Origin of the sequence: Clostridium yunnanense (assembly GCF_016595795.1) — a bacterium.
GTDB classification, from domain to species: Bacteria; Bacillota; Clostridia; order Clostridiales; family Clostridiaceae; genus Clostridium_AR; species Clostridium_AR yunnanense.
Genome location: NZ_JAENHN010000032.1, coordinates 113818 through 130028 on the forward strand (window position 1 = coordinate 113818; position 16211 = coordinate 130028).

The following is a 16211-nucleotide window of genomic DNA, read 5'->3' on the forward strand; positions in this document are numbered from 1 at the left end:
AGCGAACAAATTCGCTTCTTTTTATTTATGTGGATTAAAAACTTTAACTTTTGAGAAGTCAGCTTTATTAAATTGAATTACACAAAGTATAAAGAAAATTAACCCCATACCTAATATAATGAATAGACCAAAGTAAGGTCTTATGATAAAACCATTTACATCAAAGGCAACACCGGCCTTAATTAACCCGTCCGTTGAGAAGTTTTCCATTTTTAAACTTATATATCTAAAGATTGAAGTTGTATAAGTAAGTGGATTTAAGTATACAAGGGGACGTAAGATCTTAGGCATAACAGTAGTTGGGATATATGCACCAGATAAAAAAGTTAGAGGCATTGTAAATAAAGTAATTATAACTTGAAATGCAGCTGAATTTTTTGCAATTGAAGCTAAGTAAAGCCCTATAGACCCAAAGGTTACTCCAACTGCAATCATAACCCCTGTCATTTCTAAAAATTGAAGTACATCAATTTTTAGTCCCATAAATAGTGCGAAGATAATTACGAGTATTCCTTGAAGCACTGCTATTATTGCAGAAGAAAGTACTTGTCCAATTGAAATCTGCCATCTTGCAACAGGGGAGACAATAATCTCTTTCATAAAGCCCAAAGATATATCTTCTATTATGTTAGTAGAATTACTTAAAGCTGATTGAAAAACAGTCATTATTATTATTCCAGAAATAAGGTAGTTTAGAGGTTGTTCAACTCCTGTAGTTGATGATTTCATTACGAATGAGAATATAAACAAGAAAAATCCTGACATAAAAATTGAAGCGAATAATCTTATTTTATCTCTAGTAAAATTAGTTAGGTTTCTTTGAATTATAGCAATCATTCCGCGCATTATAGTCTAATCTCCTTCCCAGTTATAGCTAAGAAAACATCGTTTAATGTTCCTTTTTTTGTTTCAAACTCTATAATTTCATTTTTAAATCTTGAAGCCATTTCTAAAATAGTTTCTAATTTGTTAGAATGGATGGTAAATACATCATTATCAAAAGCATAAGCTATTGAATTGTCCTTTAGATGTTCAATAAGTTCTGCGATTTTTGAAGTTTTAATTTTAGTTATATTGGAAGTATATTCTTTTTTTAGATTATACGGAGTATCAAAGGCTACTATCTTGCCATGATCCATTATTGCAACCTTGTCACAGATTTCTGCTTCATCCATATAGTGAGTGGTTAAGAATATAGTTATATTTTTTTGTTTTTGAAGCTTATAAATATATTCCCATATGTTAGCTCTTGTTTGTGGATCAAGTCCAGTTGTAGGTTCATCTAAGAATAAGACCTTAGGATAGTGAACAAGTCCTCTAGCTATTTCAACTCTTCGCTTCATACCGCCTGAAAGACTTTGTACTGGAGCTTTTCGCCATTCTACTAAATCAACTAAATCTAGAACGAAATCAATCCTGTTTTTTATGTCCTTTTTAGGAACATTGTAAAACTCACAATGAAACTTTAAGTTTTCTTCAACAGTAAGCTTTCCGTCCAAAGTACTATCTTGAAAAACAAATCCGATACTATTTCTTACTTTGCTTTTATTATCAGAAACTTCGTAACCGTTTATTTTTAAAACACCGTCAGTTTTATCAACAATTGTACAAAGTGTATTTATGGTTGTACTCTTCCCGGCGCCGTTTGGGCCAAGAAAAGCAAATATTGAACCTTCTGCTACCTCGAAGGAGATATCATCTACTGCTTTAAAATCACCATATTTTTTTGTGAAATTTTTTACTTCTATTATGTTACTCATAATTTATATCCTCCTGATTAAATTTTCTTCATGAGGATATATTAAAGCTTAAATTTAAACTTATACTAAAGCCTTTTTAAAGATTTTATAAAGAATTTTAAAATCTTCTTAAAATATGGCACTTTTAAAGCATCGTTTTAAATTAAGTGGCCAGACATCCGATGCTTTATAACCACTTAATTTAAATAATATTCTTAAACATAACTTAAAATATATGCACACGAAAAAAATCATATGATCCATAAATGATTATCTAAAGAATAAAAAACTGTTATTATTTAAGCTTTGCCAGTATAATCTTAATGAATAGATAAGTGTAAAATACATTGTACTAATAATGAAGTAAGAGATCTAAATTAGTTTTTTGCTTAAATTAACTTTATAAAATCTTTATAATTAGTTTAAAGTATTTTTAATAATAACTTTTATAATGATTTTATAAAATAGAAATTAGCAGGTGAGTATAATGAAAAACGATAGCTGGTTTAAACATACAATCTATAGAATAAGTAAACGGATCATAGCGCACAAAGAAATGCATGAGAAGCAGCATCAGCTACATATGGAGTACCAAAAAAAGATGCATGATATAAATGGTTTTTATAGGCATAGTAATGAATTTCAAAGGTACAGAAATCATATAAGATATACAAGGCCTTTTATAGTAGTTTTTAATCTAATTATATGGTTTTTAATATTTCGGTTTTTAGGAATTAAGACCTTAAGTATCATATTTGCATTACTAGTTAGTATTGGAGGATTAGTTGAATTTCTCTTTCTTGCTAATTTAGAAAAAAGAATATTTAAACCAATAAATCAGCTTAAAGGCGGAGTAGAAGAAGTTGCTAAAGGCAATTACGATATAAAGGTTGATTGTGAAATTGAAAACGAGATTGGAGTTTTAGTAAAATCCTTTAACGAAATGGTTCATAAACTAAAAGAAGGTGAAGTTCTAAAACAACAATATGAAGAGAATAGGAAATCTCTCATCGCAAATATTTCTCATGACTTAAAAACTCCAATTACAGCAATACAAGGTTATATTGAAACTATGGCTGATAGAAATGATATACCTATAGAAACAGTAAATAAGTATCATCAGATTATATATAATAATGCAGCATATATGAATAAACTTATAGATGATCTATTTCTATTTTCAAAATTAGATATGCAAAAACTAGAGTTTGATTTTCAAGATATAAGCATTAAAGATTTTATGGCTGATTTGATGGAAGAGTTTAATTTTGAACTTGAAGATAGAGCTATAGACTTTGATTATAAAGATAAGTTAATAAGGAAACTAGAAGTGAGGATAGACTTAAAAAGAATTCACCAAGTCTTTAGGAATATAATCGGAAACGCCATTAAATATGGAAATGAAAAAAATCTAAAAATAGATGTAAGTTTGTATGAAAAGGATAATTTTATACAAATTGACATTGTGGACAATGGCCCAGGTATACCAGAAGATAAGTTACCATATATTTTTGATAGATTTTATAGAATTGACTATGCTAGAACAAAAAACTTGATGAGTACAGGATTAGGACTTGCAATATCTAAAGAACTGGTTGAAGCACATGGCGGAAAAATTAAAGTAAGCAGTAGGCAAGGTGAAGGAACCTGCTTTACCATAGTACTTCCTGCGAAAGAATACATTAAGGGAGAATAATGTTATGAAAATATTAATTATAGAAGATGACTTAAATATAGCTGAAATGGAAAGAGATTTTTTGCAACTAAATGGATATAACGCTGAAATTGTTCAAGATGGAATAGAAGGTTTAAAGATGGCGTTAACAGGACATTATGAAGTTGTTATAGTTGATTTGATGCTTCCAGGAAAGAGCGGGTATGAGATAACAAAAGAGATAAGAAAGAGTCTGGAAATTCCTATTATAGTGGTGTCGGCTAGAACTGAAGATATTGATAAGATTAGAGTTTTAGACTTTGGAGCAGACGATTATATGACCAAACCCTTTAGTCCAGCAGAATTGACGGCTAGAATTAAGTCTCATATAAATAGATACAATAGGCTAAAAGGGAATATAGAAGCTAAAGAACTTATAATTAGAGGTGGACTTGAAATAAATATAGCTTCCCATAGAGTATCTGTATATAGTAAGGAAATACAGCTTACATCAAAGGAATATTCAATATTGTTATTACTTGCATCTAACCCTAATATTGTTTTTACTAAAGAACATATTTTTGATAAAATCTGGGGAGATGAGTTTTTTGGAGATACTGCTACGGTACCTGTTCATATCCAGAAAATAAGAAAAAAGATTGAAAAAGATCCATCTAATCCAGAATTTATTGAAACCTTATGGGGTACGGGGTATAGATTTAAGCAAAGCAAATAACACTTGATGTTAAGCTAGTACGTATTATATTAAAAGTAAGAATTATAAGGTGATATATACTTTATGGTTTAGCCAAAGTAATATAGACTATAATAGAACTAATTATTTACATAGAAATTAAGATATAAGATGAGGATAAGATGAAATTTAATTTTAAAATACCAAAAGAACAAGATTCATTACAAATAGCAACTTGGAAATATGAAAATGAGTATTCTTTCTACAGCAATGATAAAACAAAGGAAAAGCAAGAATGGGCGTTAAATATTCATACTGAAGAAGATGCTTTCACTATTTTTGATGAAAGTGACAAACTTGTTGGGCATTGTAGTTTTGATGACGAAGATGGAGAAATAATTTTAGGGCTACAAATGAAACCGAGTTTTACAGGACAAGGTAATGGACACGAGTTTGTTAAAGCAGTTTTGGATTTTGGGAAGAAGAAGTATGACTATAATAAAATTTCCCTTTATGTTGCTAAGTTTAACAAAAGAGCCATTAAAGTTTATGAAAAACTTGGGTTTTATAAAATAGATGATTTTACTTGGGATATATATGATGAAGAGATAGAATTTTTTGTTATGGAAAAATGTTATTAGCGGTGAAACACTTTAATTAGAAATCTATTTTAAAAACTACTCTGAGTCTAATAGAAGAATTTGAAAATTAATTATGTTGACAATGCAAATGCCTTATGATAATATGATACCAATAATTCGACGGATATCGAAATATAAAATGATCAGGAGAAAATCTGCATGAAACTTGATGATAATACAATTGGACAGGCTGTTAAAGTTTATAAAGCTTTAGGGGAACCAACAAGAATAAAAATTATTAAAATTCTATATAGAATTGATGAATTGAATTGTAATGAAATTGAAGACAAAGCTTGCATATGTGCAAAATCAACTCTATCACATCATATGAAACAGCTAGCTGATTGCGGATTAATCGAACTACGTAAGGATGGTATATTTCATTATTACAGTCTAAACAGAGAGGTATTAAAGAATTTTGTTTCATTAGATTGGGATGACTAGTATAAATGTTAACTTGTAATTGATATATTTTTTAGCATATAGTTCTATAAATATAGAACTATAGAAGTATTTTGATAAAAGAACAAATTAATGACTGCTATAGTCAAAATAATGGAGATGAGTGAGAATGAACAATTTGGATATAAAAAAGGAGTTACCTTTAATAATTATACCTAATACAGTACTTTTACCTGGTAAAAGTATTACAGTAAAGACAAGTAAAGAAGTAGGTGACAGTTTCTATAATAGAGTTATGGCAGAAGATAACTACGGTATTGTTTTAGCTATAAAAGGTGGGAAACAGCTAGATGCATATGAAGATATGGATTTTCACACTGTAGGGACATTAATAAACTTAAAGGAAAGAAAAGCACTTCAAGATGGATACCATTTTGTTATAGATGTACTTGAAAGAGTAGTAGCAGATGAATTTATAAGAGAAGGCGAGGACTTTAGGGTAACTTTCAACTATGTGCCTGATGTAATAGATTTAGATGAAAATAATCAAAAAGAGATCATGACTCATATTAAGACACTAGTAAGTGAAATAAGTGGTCATTTTAAAGGTTCAGAAGCTTATGTTGAGTACATAAAAAAATTGGATGATATTACTGCGGCAATAGCTTATTTATTCCCGTTCATGAATATAAACTTTGAAGCTAGACAAGCCTTCTTGGAGATTCGCTCATTAAGGGAGAAAAGCTTAAGATTTTTAGATATTTTGATAGAACAACGTGAAGCTATAAAGTTTCAAGTAGAGATATCAGAAAAATACAATAGTAAGATTAATAAAAATTATAGGGAACAAATGCTTAGACAGCAACTTAAGGCTATTCAAGAAGAACTTAATGAAACAGATGATAGTAAGACTAAAAAGAAAAAAGATTATAGAGAACTAATTGAAACGGCAGAGATGCCTGAAGATGTTAAAGAAGTTGCACTTAATGAAATTGATAAATTAGAAAGACAAAGCCAGAACAGTACTGAAGGAAATGTTATTAGAAATTATCTTGATTTACTTACAAGTTTACCTTGGGGAAAAAGTGAAGTAAGAGATATTGATATAGCTGCTGCAAGAGATTTATTGAACAGTAAACATTATGGACTTGATAAGGTTAAAGATAGAATAATCCAACACCTTACAATAATGAAACTAAAACAAAATAAGCAAGGTTCGATTTTGCTTCTTGTAGGGCCTCCAGGTACAGGTAAAACAAGTTTAGGTAAAAGTATAGCAGAAGCTTTAAATCGTAAGTATGTAAGAGCTAGTCTTGGTGGAGTTAGAGACGAATCTGAAGTGAGAGGACATAGAAGAACTTATGTTGGAGCACTACCAGGAAGAATAATTCAGGGGATGAAGAAGGCAGGAGAAAAGAATCCAGTTTTCATATTAGATGAAATTGATAAGCTAAGTGTATCCGCTAATGGAGATCCGTCTAGTGCACTACTAGAAGTTCTAGATCCAGAACAAAACAATAGCTTTTCAGATCATTATTTAGAAGTGCCATATGACTTGTCAGAGGTTTTCTTTATAGCCACTGCAAACTCTTTAAGAGATATTCCAGGGCCATTAAGAGATAGAATGGAAATCATTGATATAAGCAGTTATACAAGCCATGAAAAATTTTATATTGCAAAAGAGCATTTAGTTAATGCTGTTCTTGAGGATCATGGACTAAGTGGTGATCAATTAGTAATTGAAGATGATGCATTAAAGGTTATTATTGAAAAGTATACAAGAGAAGCTGGTGTCAGAGGATTAAAGAGACAAATATCTAAAGTAGCTAGAGTTTCTGCAGAAAAAATAGTTAATGGTGCTATAGATTTACCTTATATAATTAAGGCAGACATGGTTACAGAAATTTTAGGACATAATGCAATTCAGTATGATAGAGCAAATGAAAAAAATGCGCCAGGAGTTGTAACTGGGCTTGCTTGGACACCGGTTGGCGGAGATATATTATTCATTGAAGGTGTATATATGCCAGGAAATGGACAGCTTATTCTTACTGGTCAGCTTGGAGATGTAATGAAGGAATCTGCAAAGATTTCACAAAGTCTTATACGTTCAAGACTTGCTTTAAGTTTAAAGAATTTTGAGTTTAATAAAAATGACTTACATATACATGTACCAGCAGGAGCTACTCCAAAAGACGGTCCATCAGCAGGAGTTGCCTTATTCACAACTATAGCATCTTTAATTACTGGCCGTGAAGTAGATCCAAAGCTTGCTATGACTGGAGAGATATCTTTAAGAGGTGCTGTACTTCCAGTTGGCGGAATTAAGGAAAAAGTGCTTGCAGCACATCGAGCAGGTATAAAGAGAGTAATTCTTCCAAAGGGAAATGAAAAAGATATAGATGACATCCCAGTTGAAGTAAGAAATGAGCTGAAGTTTATTCTTGTAGATACAATTGAAGATGTATTAAGAGAAACAATTGATATGAATTTGCCAAATCCTAATGCTCTTAATATTGCGGAAGAAATAGAACAACTAATCACTATTTAACTTTATTACTACAAATAATAAAATATTTTTAAAATTATTATATATAAAAAATATCCTATAGGTAGACTTTAAAGAAGCTAATCTATAGGTTTTTTTTATATTAAGTCAAAGTAGTGTTAAAGCAATGTTTTAAATTAGTAAAGGGTTCCTATATCGAAACTTAATTTAGTAGCCCTATAGAAATATAAAATTGAAAGATGAAGTTATCATTGCAGATTAAGAGAGTATGTGATAAGATATGGTGAAAATCAAAAAACAATTACTATATATATTTAGGAAGTGAGGATTTAATGAAACTGTATGAAAATAAGCAGTTAATCATTAAAAAGAATTATGACAAATGATGAAATATATCAACGTATAATGGTTATGTCTAGTGTTAAAAGTGCAATTACATTTATAAAAACTAGTGATATAAATAAAGCTGATTTAGTTAAACTATGTAAGAGATATAATATAAATATTATAGAAGGAAAAGCTACTAAGGAAGAAATAATTGATAGGTTTGTAAAAGAGACGCTTGGCGTTAAGTTAAGAAAAAAAGCTGTACATAGATATAATACTAAATAATACTGAAGGTAAATTCCTATTTGATGGAAGTTACCTTTTTTTGCTTTATTGAGCAAACTATAAAATTTATAATTTAACTAAGCCTATATATTTTAATTGAGTTAGAAGTTTTTGATCTAATTATATGTTTTGTTAGAGCCGAATAAGAATTCAATAAAATGAAGATTACTAAAATGGTTTATAATATATTTAGAGCATAATGCTGAACATTTAATAATTATAAAAAAATATTTTTTAGATTATGCTTACCTAATCTGTTATAAACATAAGAAAAACCATATGATAATAAAATGATTAGTCCCTTAAATTATAATATAATGAAAGGATTCCGATAAAATATGGACTATGTAAAATACATACGTGAAAAAGTAAAACATGATGCAATCAATCTTACAGGTGTAAATGTTCTGATTATAAATGATAAAAATGAGGTGTTGCTTCAAAAGAGAGGCACATTCCCCTTAAAATGGGGACTTATAGGTGGAATTACCGAACTTGGTGAATCTTTGGAAGAAACAGCAATTAGAGAAGCGAAAGAAGAAACTGGTTTGGATATTAAAGAACTAGAGTTACTTGGAACTACATCTGGAGGGAAATGCTATATTGAATTTCCAAATGGAGATAAAGCATATTTTATTTCTATTGGTTATGTTAGCAAAAGCTTTAGTGGCAAACTAACAATTGACAACAATGAAACGAAAGAATTATGTTTTTTCAGTTATGAAAATCTACCAGAAGATATACCTAATAGTCATAAAATAATGATCAACAAATATTATAAATAAATATGAAGTTTAATAAAATAGCGTTATAATAGTTGCCTCTATATACTTTTGTTTTCGATATAAAATGGTTAAGTATTTAAGTAAAATTTGATAAAATTATAATATATAACTTGTTGGAATAAAGAGTTCCTATATCAAACTAAATTTATACAACAGTAATATATAATGATTATTATGAGGTGGGAAGATGAAGGTTGGAATCATTGGCTTAGGGGATATTGCAAAGAAAGCATACTTACCAGTTCTTTCAGAAAAAGAAGACATAGAGTTAGTTTTATGTACAAGAAATTCTGTGATATTAAACAACTTAGCAGAAAAATATAGGATAAAAGAAAAATATAATACAGTTGAAGAACTTATTGAAAGTGATATTGATGCAGCTTTTGTTAGTACTGCTACAGAGGCTCATTTTGAAGTAGCTGAAAAACTTATAAAACATGGTATAAATGTATATATCGATAAACCTATTTCTATGAATTACGAGGAAACCAAAAGTATAGTAAAACTCGCCAAGGATAGCGGAAAAATTGCAATGGTTGGTTTCAATAGACGATTTATACCAATTGTTAAGGAATTAAAGGAAAAAGGAAAACCTACAATAATTATTATGCAAAAAAACAGATTTGCATCACCTGATAAAGTAAGAAGATTTATTGTAGAAGACTTTGTTCATGTTATAGATACCTTGAGATTTTTGATGGGAACTGAAGTTAAAGATTTAAAGGTTCAATATCTAAGAAATGGTGAGCTACTTGATAATATAATAATACAACTTATTGGTGATGGTGTTACAGCTATTGGTATTATGAATAGAAATGGTGGTGTCACAGAAGAGATTATTGAATATATGACAAGTAATGATAAATATGTAATTGACAATTTAACTGAAACAACACATTTCCATAATAAAGATATAAAGATATCAAAATTTGGGGATTGGGAGCCAACTTTATTTAAACGAGGATTTTATCATATAGTTGATCATTTCATTGAATGCGTTAAAAATAAAGTGGAGCCTAATCCATCTATCTCCGATTCATTAATTACACATGAGCTTTGCGAGAAGATTGTAAAATATATTGAGGAAGAAGCTTAAAGAGCTTTTTAATTATTTAATGAAAAAAATCAACCATTGATAATAATCATTGGTTGATTTTTTATTCTAATGAATAGCTTTTTATTATTATATGAATGTTATGAAGACAATCTATGTTTAGGAGGCAGTATTTTCATCAAGTTTATAAGTTTTTATATCTTCAAACTTGTTAACATTTAAAATTGAAGGGAAAAGCTTCATCCAACTTAATACAACTAATATGGTACCTATACCGCCAACTAGCGCTGCTAGCTGTGGCCCAAGAAGTGCAGCTGTAGCACCGGATTCAAATTCTCCTAATTGATTGGATGTCCCAATAAAAATCATATTTACAGAACTTACTCTACCTCTCATAAAATCAGGTGTCTCTAGTTGTACAAGAGTTGAGCGGATAACAACGCTTATAACATCAGAAGCACCAAGGACGAATAATGCTATGAAAGATATAATCACAGACTTAGATATTGCAAATACGATAGTTGATAAACCAAAGAAAATTACTGCTGTAAACATAGTACGTCCAACATTTTTCTTTAATGGCATCTTAGCTAGATAAGCTGACATAAGTAATGCACCTACTGCAGGAGCAGATCTAAGTATACCAAGTCCGAAGGAGCCTATGTTTAAAATCTCACTTGCATATATTGGTAGAAGTGCAGTTGCTCCTCCAAATAATACTGCAAATAAATCTAGTGATATTGCTCCAAGAATAATTGGCCTTCCCTTTATGAAGGAAATACCAGCAAAAAGTGTCTTTAAGCTAGCTGGTTCAGTGTTAGTTACTTCCTTCCTCATTGCAAGCTGGGAAATCAAAATACTAGAAACAAATATTAGAATACCAGTTAATCCATATACTAGGCTTGGGCCAAAAGCATATAGTATACCACCGACTCCAGGTCCTATAATAATTGCAAACTCAGACACTGAAGACATTAAAGCAGAAGCCCTTGGGAAAATGTCTTTACTCACAATGTTTGGTAGTAGAGCTTGCATAGGAGGACCTTGAAAGGAGTGTGCAACAGCGATAAGGAATATTATAATAAGAAATCTTTCCTTTGTAATCCACTCACTATAACTTCCATAGGCTAAAGCGAGTATTGCTGTTCCTTCAAATATTTGGCTTATAGTAATTATTTTTCTTCTGTCGTATCTATCAGCCAGATGTCCAACGAATAGTGATAATAGAAGCATAGGTAAAAATTGAACTAGTCCAACTAATCCTAAATAAAATGCAGAATGGGTCATAGAATACATCTGCCAGCCTATAGCTACTGTTAGCATTTGATAGGCAAAGTTTGTAGATACTCTTGCTACCATTAACAACCTAAGTGATTTGTTTTGTAGGAGAGCTGTGGTTTTTGTAGTGTTCATTATGTTCAGCGCCTTTCTGTATATGATTGCGAATTATAAATATATGTTATAGCTTATTTAACCTTTATGCTATATAACGCTCATCTTAATACCAATAAATATTAAATATTAAAATTTAATTCATTAAATTATATTAATTGATAAATTATTTTATATAACGCTATTGATAGTATATAACACAGCTACTTAAGTATCAAGTTCAGTAGAAGCCTAGAAAAATTGAATTTGACTTAAAATACTTTGTTTAATAGGATAGTGCATTCAATAGTATCATAAATATAATAGCAGTTTAATAAAGCTGCATTATATATATGTTTTATTTAAACTATCTCATAAATTAAGGTATTAAAACTTCCGTACTTCAACACCTTTTATTAATAAAACTTGTTAGAGTTTATAAGCTTTCTAGAAAATAAAATTAATTAAAGGAATCAATAGTTTAGAAACAGGTAACTGATTTATAAAATATTCATTACGGTTAGTTTTACAAATACATCAGCATTAAATAATTTGGGCATAATTTTATTGAGGTGGAAACTATGGATGAAGATATGAAAAGTAGTATTAACTTGAAATATATAGAAGCTGCATTAAATGAATGTCCAGATATAATTAAAAAGGTTGTGTACATAGAGGGGCAGTACGAAGGGTTTTTCATATATATGAAGGAAATTGTAAATTACGATGTTACACAAAGAGATTTTATTAAACCTATAACTGCGCTAAAACTTAAAGATCTAACTGAAGAAAAAAATATAAACAATATACCAAGTAGTATAATAAGTTTTCTACACAGTACTGAGGAAGTATTAGATAGTGTTATGACGGGAGCAGCTGTTTTTGTATGTGAGAAGCTCCCATTCGCAGTAGCCTCATTAAGTCTAGCATATGAGAAAAGAAGTATTGAAGAGCCTATTACAGAAAAAAATGTTAGAGGTTCACATGAAGGTTTTGTTGAAGCACTTGATGTAAATATTTCAATCTTAAGAAGAGGAATAAAAAATAATAAACTGAAATTTAAACAAATTACTTTAGGTAGACAAACAAAGCAAATAGCAGCTGTAGCTTACATAAGCGGGATTGCGAATGAGGGCCTCGTAAACAATGTTTATAATAAACTTCAGAGTATTGATATAGATGGAGTACCTAACGTTGGTTATATTGAGCAAACGATAATAGACTTTCCAAATACTATTTTCCCACAGTTTCAGTCAACTGAAAGACCGGATAAAGCTATACCTTCTTTACTTGAAGGGAGAATAATAGTAATGCTTAATGGTACACCAAGGGTGATAATAGCTCCTGTTAGCTTTTTTTCCTTTTTTCAAGCTATGGATGACTATACATTCATGTGGTTATCAGGGTCTTTTTCTAGATTAGTCAGAGTAATAGCATTTATTCTTGCGCTATTTCTTCCATCGATGTATATTGCTGTGGTCTCTTTTCATTATTATGCGGTACCTTTATCCTTATTGGTATCTCTAGCTGAATCAAGAGCCAAAGTACCTTTTCCGCCAATAATTGAAGCATTAATATTAGAATTCACTGTTGAAATGATAAGAGAAGCTGCTATTCGTCTACCCACTTATGTTGGAACTGCAATCAGCGTGGTAGCAGGTTTAATTATTGGTCAGGCCGCAGTAGAGGCAGGTATTGTAAGTAATTTACTTATCATTATAGTGGCAGTGACAGCTATTGCTTCTTATACTTTACCTAGTCAGGATATGGCTGTAGCAGTACGTATTTTAAGGTTTGTGTACATGATTGTAACATCAATTTTTGGCATTATAGGTATTGTAATGGCTTTTGCATTAACTGCAGCACACTTAATAAGACTAGAATCCTTAGGTCAACCTTATTTTCAACCAATATCTCCGCTTGATAAAGAGCAATTGAAGGATAGTATAATAAGATTTCCATACAAGTTAATGAAGAAGAGACCGTTTATCACTAGAAGTAAAAACAAATTTAGAGGAGGTAATGACAACGGAAAAGCATAAAGTAACCTCTAAGCAAATGGTTTTATTAACCTTTTTAGCTCAAACTGGAGTATCTATGTTGACATTACCTACTGTAATTGCAAGAGCAATAGGACATGATGGATGGATAACAATTATTTTAGCTGGAATTTTATCAGTGATATTAGGAGCTCTCATAGTGCATCTTTTAAACAGATACCGTGATAAAAGTATTTATGAGATTAATACATTGCTGTATGGAAAAATAATAGGATATTTCTTAAACATAATTTTAATAATATATTTACTTTTAGCAGCAGCTAACAGTGTAAGAGCTTTCTCTGTCTTCTTAGAAATTACAATTATGCCAAGAACTCCGATATATGTTATAGCACCTTTTGTAATGCTACCATCTATATATATGGTAGGTTGTGGCCTTAAATATGTAGTAAGATTTAAATACGTATCTTGCGTATCCTATATGATTTCTTTTTTATATCTTTTACTTCTTTTGAAAGATTATAGAATTTCTTTTCTAATGCCAATAGGAGAAGCGGGAATGTTAGAAATCTTAAAAAGTGTAAAAAAAGGTTTTTTTGCATTTTTAGGGCTAGAACTTGTTGCGTTTTTGTATCCAGAAGTTACTGATAAACAGAATCTAATGAAATGGCATGTTTTTGCAATAATTCTAAGTACATTATTTTCTTTATTAATTGTAGTTACAGCGACTTCTTTATTTGGTGCAAACTTTTTGAAGGTTCAAACTCTTCCACTATTTAATATGGCAAGAGTCTATAAAGCCCCTGTATTTGAAAGATTAGATTTGTATCTTATTACGGTATGGTTTGTGGTAATGGGATGTTCGATGAGAGCATATATGATAGCTGCTTATTATAGCTTAGGAAAAGTTTTTAAAATAAAAGATAATAAATCTATGGTGCTGTTATTTTTCCTATTACTTATTTTATTAAGCAGAATACCAAAAGACTTTAATCAAGTATTTTTATTTAGAGAGATTATAAGTCAGATAGGGATAGGAGTTTATATTTTTTTGGTTCTATGTTTATGTATTTCGTATTTCAAAACAAAAGGAGTAAAAAAGAATGATTAGGTTTAAAAGAATAACTATATTATTTATATTTTTAAGTTTTACTCTTATTCAAACAGGATGTTGGGATCAAAAGATATTTGAGGATCTAGGCTTTATATTACAGTTAGGGGTAGAACAAAGTGAAAATAATAAAATAATCTATACAGTAAGTATGCCCCAAATAGATCCAGAAGCTAAGGAAAAAATAGAAGTACTCACAACTACTACTAATCTCATGAAAGAAGGCCAAGACAAACTAAGACTAGAGTCTGGGAGAATAGTTGAAGGAGGTAAAAATCAGCATTTATATTTTTCATCAGAAATAGCTCAGAAGGGACTAGATGAGTTTTTAGAATCATTTCTTAGGAGTCCAGAAAATACTTTAATATCAAATGTTATTGTAGTACAGGGAAGTCCAAAAGAACTTATCGAAAATAGTAGAGATTATAAAGATAAACCCAAACCTTCTTTTTATGTTAATGATTTGTTGGATGATGCAAGGAACAATTCATTCACTATTGAATCTAAGATATTTAAATTCTCTATACTCAGTCATTCAGGTACTATTGATCCTACTGCTCCATATGTAGGGTTTGATAAAAACCAAATTAAAGTCTTAGGTTCAGCTTTATTTAACGGTGATAAAATGGTTGGAAAAATAAATAATAAACAAGCTGGGCTTTTAAATGCCTTAATGGGAAATAAATATGGTATACATTATATATACAAAGGACAATACAGTAAGAGAACTGATGATAACACAAAAAATGGAGCAGTAATAGAAATGAAAGTAAAAAAAAGAAAAGTGAAAATTAATACTAAGGATAATATTGCAGATGTTAATATAGATTTAAAACTTAAAGGCTCTGTTAGTGAATACTTGGGACCAATGGATTTATCTAATCCAAAAGACAAGAAAAAGTTTGAAGAAGACATCAGCAAAAAAATAAATGAAGACTGCTTAGAACTTTTAAGCTACCTTGCAGAAATTAAATCAGATCCAGTTGGCTTTGGTGAGATATTAAGATCGAAGCATAATGAATATTGGAAGTCTGTAAATTGGAAAGATGAATATAAAAAAGCGACTTTTAATGTGAATGCAAAGATAGATATTGAGTTTTTTGGAGCAATAACAAATCAGTAGTTTATGTTAAACAATGATATTTTATTATTATAATCTTATAACATAGGAATCTTATAACGATTTAAATTTTATTATGAAAGTAGAATGTAAAAGTTCAACTAAAAAAGTAAAAGCTTCTATGAAAATATAGACACTTTTACTTTTTAAATTTCTTTTACAATCAAAAGATACTTTTAAAATATATGTAAAAGGTATGATTTTATAAGTTTTATTCCCAATTTCATATATTCTCAACTCCATTGATTTTTTTTACTAACCATTCTACAGCATCTTTGCTAGTTCCAAATTCTTCATTTGTACTACTCACATAAGAATATCCTTCTTTATCATCTACGCTTTCAATAAACAGCTCATTTGTGTTATTTGTTAAGCTTATTTCGCCTTTAGTTTCAAGAGAATTTATCAACTCATCAATAAGCTTTTGATTTTTTTTCATTTATTAGCCTCCTTTCTTATATTTCATAAAGTTATGGTTTTACAAATCATATACTTTTATAACTATTTCAACGAGAATTA

The 16211-nt window shown here is 29.8% G+C and carries 15 protein-coding genes; 11 read left to right on the top strand and 4 right to left on the bottom strand.

Features of this window, described 5'->3' with window-relative positions:
• Positions 1-21 precede the first annotated feature (21 nt).
• Entirely contained in the window at positions 22-846 is an 825-nt protein-coding gene (locus JHL18_RS10970; RefSeq protein WP_200269060.1) for an ABC transporter permease, read from the bottom strand.
• Positions 846-1760 (bottom strand): ABC transporter ATP-binding protein, encoded by a 915-nt coding sequence (locus JHL18_RS10975; protein WP_200269062.1) that lies wholly within the window; start codon positions 1758-1760, stop codon positions 846-848. Before JHL18_RS10975 ends, JHL18_RS10970 begins: the two co-directional genes overlap by 1 nt.
• A 466-nt stretch (positions 1761-2226) precedes the next feature.
• On the opposite strand from JHL18_RS10975, the gene JHL18_RS10980 reads away from it, so the two are divergent.
• The 8 genes from JHL18_RS10980 to JHL18_RS11015 all read left to right on the top strand — a co-directional run bounded on the left by JHL18_RS10980 (position 2227) and on the right by JHL18_RS11015 (position 10132).
• Positions 2227-3435 carry a sensor histidine kinase gene (locus tag JHL18_RS10980; RefSeq protein WP_200269064.1) on the top strand — a complete coding sequence of 403 codons (1209 nt, stop codon included), beginning with the start codon at positions 2227-2229 and terminating at the stop codon, positions 3433-3435.
• Positions 3436-3439: 4 nt separating this feature from the next.
• On the top strand, positions 3440-4129 hold the full coding sequence (locus tag JHL18_RS10985; RefSeq protein WP_200269066.1) for a response regulator transcription factor: 690 nt from the start codon (positions 3440-3442) through the stop codon (positions 4127-4129).
• Between the two features lie 140 nt (positions 4130-4269).
• A complete protein-coding gene (locus JHL18_RS10990) occupies positions 4270-4728 on the top strand; it encodes a GNAT family N-acetyltransferase (protein ID WP_200269068.1) in 459 nt (152 codons plus the stop codon).
• 159 nt (positions 4729-4887) lie between these two features.
• Entirely contained in the window at positions 4888-5172 is a 285-nt protein-coding gene (locus tag JHL18_RS10995; RefSeq protein ID WP_200269070.1) for an ArsR/SmtB family transcription factor, read from the top strand.
• Positions 5173-5299: 127 nt separating this feature from the next.
• The gene (lon, locus tag JHL18_RS11000) at positions 5300-7681 is read left to right on the top strand and encodes an endopeptidase La (RefSeq protein ID WP_200269073.1); all 2382 of its coding nucleotides are present in this window, start codon (positions 5300-5302) and stop codon (positions 7679-7681) included.
• A 333-nt stretch (positions 7682-8014) separates the two neighbouring features.
• Entirely contained in the window at positions 8015-8251 is a 237-nt protein-coding gene (locus tag JHL18_RS11005) for a hypothetical protein (RefSeq protein ID WP_200269075.1), read from the top strand.
• Between the two features lie 338 nt (positions 8252-8589).
• Positions 8590-9036: an NUDIX hydrolase gene (locus tag JHL18_RS11010; RefSeq protein ID WP_200269077.1), complete on the top strand. Its 447-nt coding sequence runs from the start codon at positions 8590-8592 to the stop codon at positions 9034-9036.
• Between the two features lie 187 nt (positions 9037-9223).
• Positions 9224-10132 (top strand): Gfo/Idh/MocA family protein, encoded by a 909-nt coding sequence (locus tag JHL18_RS11015; protein ID WP_200269079.1) that lies wholly within the window; start codon positions 9224-9226, stop codon positions 10130-10132.
• Between the two features lie 117 nt (positions 10133-10249).
• On the opposite strand, the gene JHL18_RS11020 is transcribed toward JHL18_RS11015, so the two are convergent.
• Positions 10250-11503 (bottom strand): MFS transporter, encoded by a 1254-nt coding sequence (locus JHL18_RS11020; protein WP_200269082.1) that lies wholly within the window; start codon positions 11501-11503, stop codon positions 10250-10252.
• A gap of 539 nt (positions 11504-12042) precedes the next feature.
• Between JHL18_RS11020 and JHL18_RS11025 the strand changes: the two genes are divergently transcribed.
• The 3 genes from JHL18_RS11025 to JHL18_RS11035 are packed head-to-tail and all read left to right on the top strand — an operon-like array spanning position 12043 to position 15695.
• On the top strand, positions 12043-13503 hold the full coding sequence (locus JHL18_RS11025; RefSeq protein ID WP_200269084.1) for a spore germination protein: 1461 nt from the start codon (positions 12043-12045) through the stop codon (positions 13501-13503).
• The gene (locus JHL18_RS11030; RefSeq protein ID WP_200269086.1) at positions 13484-14572 is read left to right on the top strand and encodes a GerAB/ArcD/ProY family transporter; all 1089 of its coding nucleotides are present in this window, start codon (positions 13484-13486) and stop codon (positions 14570-14572) included. Before JHL18_RS11025 ends, JHL18_RS11030 begins: the two co-directional genes overlap by 20 nt.
• A complete protein-coding gene (locus JHL18_RS11035; protein WP_200269088.1) occupies positions 14565-15695 on the top strand; it encodes a Ger(x)C family spore germination protein in 1131 nt (376 codons plus the stop codon). The genes JHL18_RS11030 and JHL18_RS11035 overlap by 8 nt, the downstream gene beginning before the upstream one ends.
• 220 nt (positions 15696-15915) lie before the next feature.
• On the opposite strand, the gene JHL18_RS11040 is transcribed toward JHL18_RS11035, so the two are convergent.
• Positions 15916-16131, bottom strand: coding sequence for a hypothetical protein (locus JHL18_RS11040; protein ID WP_200269090.1), 216 nt, complete (start codon positions 16129-16131; stop codon positions 15916-15918).
• Positions 16132-16211: the final 80 nt, after the last annotated feature.

Bases quoted from the DNA above. Each gene is read 5' to 3' on its own strand.
- JHL18_RS11035 (WP_200269088.1), top strand. From the start codon at position 14,565: ATGATTAGGTTTAAAAGAATAACTATATTATTTATATTTTTAAGTTTT.
- JHL18_RS10985 (WP_200269066.1), top strand. From the start codon at position 3,440: ATGAAAATATTAATTATAGAAGATGACTTAAATATAGCTGAAATGGAA.
- JHL18_RS11030 (WP_200269086.1), top strand. From the start codon at position 13,484: ATGACAACGGAAAAGCATAAAGTAACCTCTAAGCAAATGGTTTTATTA.
- JHL18_RS10990 (WP_200269068.1), top strand. From the start codon at position 4,270: ATGAAATTTAATTTTAAAATACCAAAAGAACAAGATTCATTACAAATA.
- JHL18_RS10995 (WP_200269070.1), top strand. From the start codon at position 4,888: ATGAAACTTGATGATAATACAATTGGACAGGCTGTTAAAGTTTATAAA.
- lon (WP_200269073.1), top strand. From the start codon at position 5,300: ATGAACAATTTGGATATAAAAAAGGAGTTACCTTTAATAATTATACCT.
- JHL18_RS11015 (WP_200269079.1), top strand. From the start codon at position 9,224: ATGAAGGTTGGAATCATTGGCTTAGGGGATATTGCAAAGAAAGCATAC.
- JHL18_RS10975 (WP_200269062.1), bottom strand. From the start codon at position 1,760: ATGAGTAACATAATAGAAGTAAAAAATTTCACAAAAAAATATGGTGAT.
- JHL18_RS10980 (WP_200269064.1), top strand. From the start codon at position 2,227: ATGAAAAACGATAGCTGGTTTAAACATACAATCTATAGAATAAGTAAA.
- JHL18_RS10970 (WP_200269060.1), bottom strand. From the start codon at position 846: ATGCGCGGAATGATTGCTATAATTCAAAGAAACCTAACTAATTTTACT.
- JHL18_RS11025 (WP_200269084.1), top strand. From the start codon at position 12,043: ATGGATGAAGATATGAAAAGTAGTATTAACTTGAAATATATAGAAGCT.
- JHL18_RS11020 (WP_200269082.1), bottom strand. From the start codon at position 11,503: ATGAACACTACAAAAACCACAGCTCTCCTACAAAACAAATCACTTAGG.
- JHL18_RS11005 (WP_200269075.1), top strand. From the start codon at position 8,015: ATGACAAATGATGAAATATATCAACGTATAATGGTTATGTCTAGTGTT.
- JHL18_RS11040 (WP_200269090.1), bottom strand. From the start codon at position 16,131: ATGAAAAAAAATCAAAAGCTTATTGATGAGTTGATAAATTCTCTTGAA.
- JHL18_RS11010 (WP_200269077.1), top strand. From the start codon at position 8,590: ATGGACTATGTAAAATACATACGTGAAAAAGTAAAACATGATGCAATC.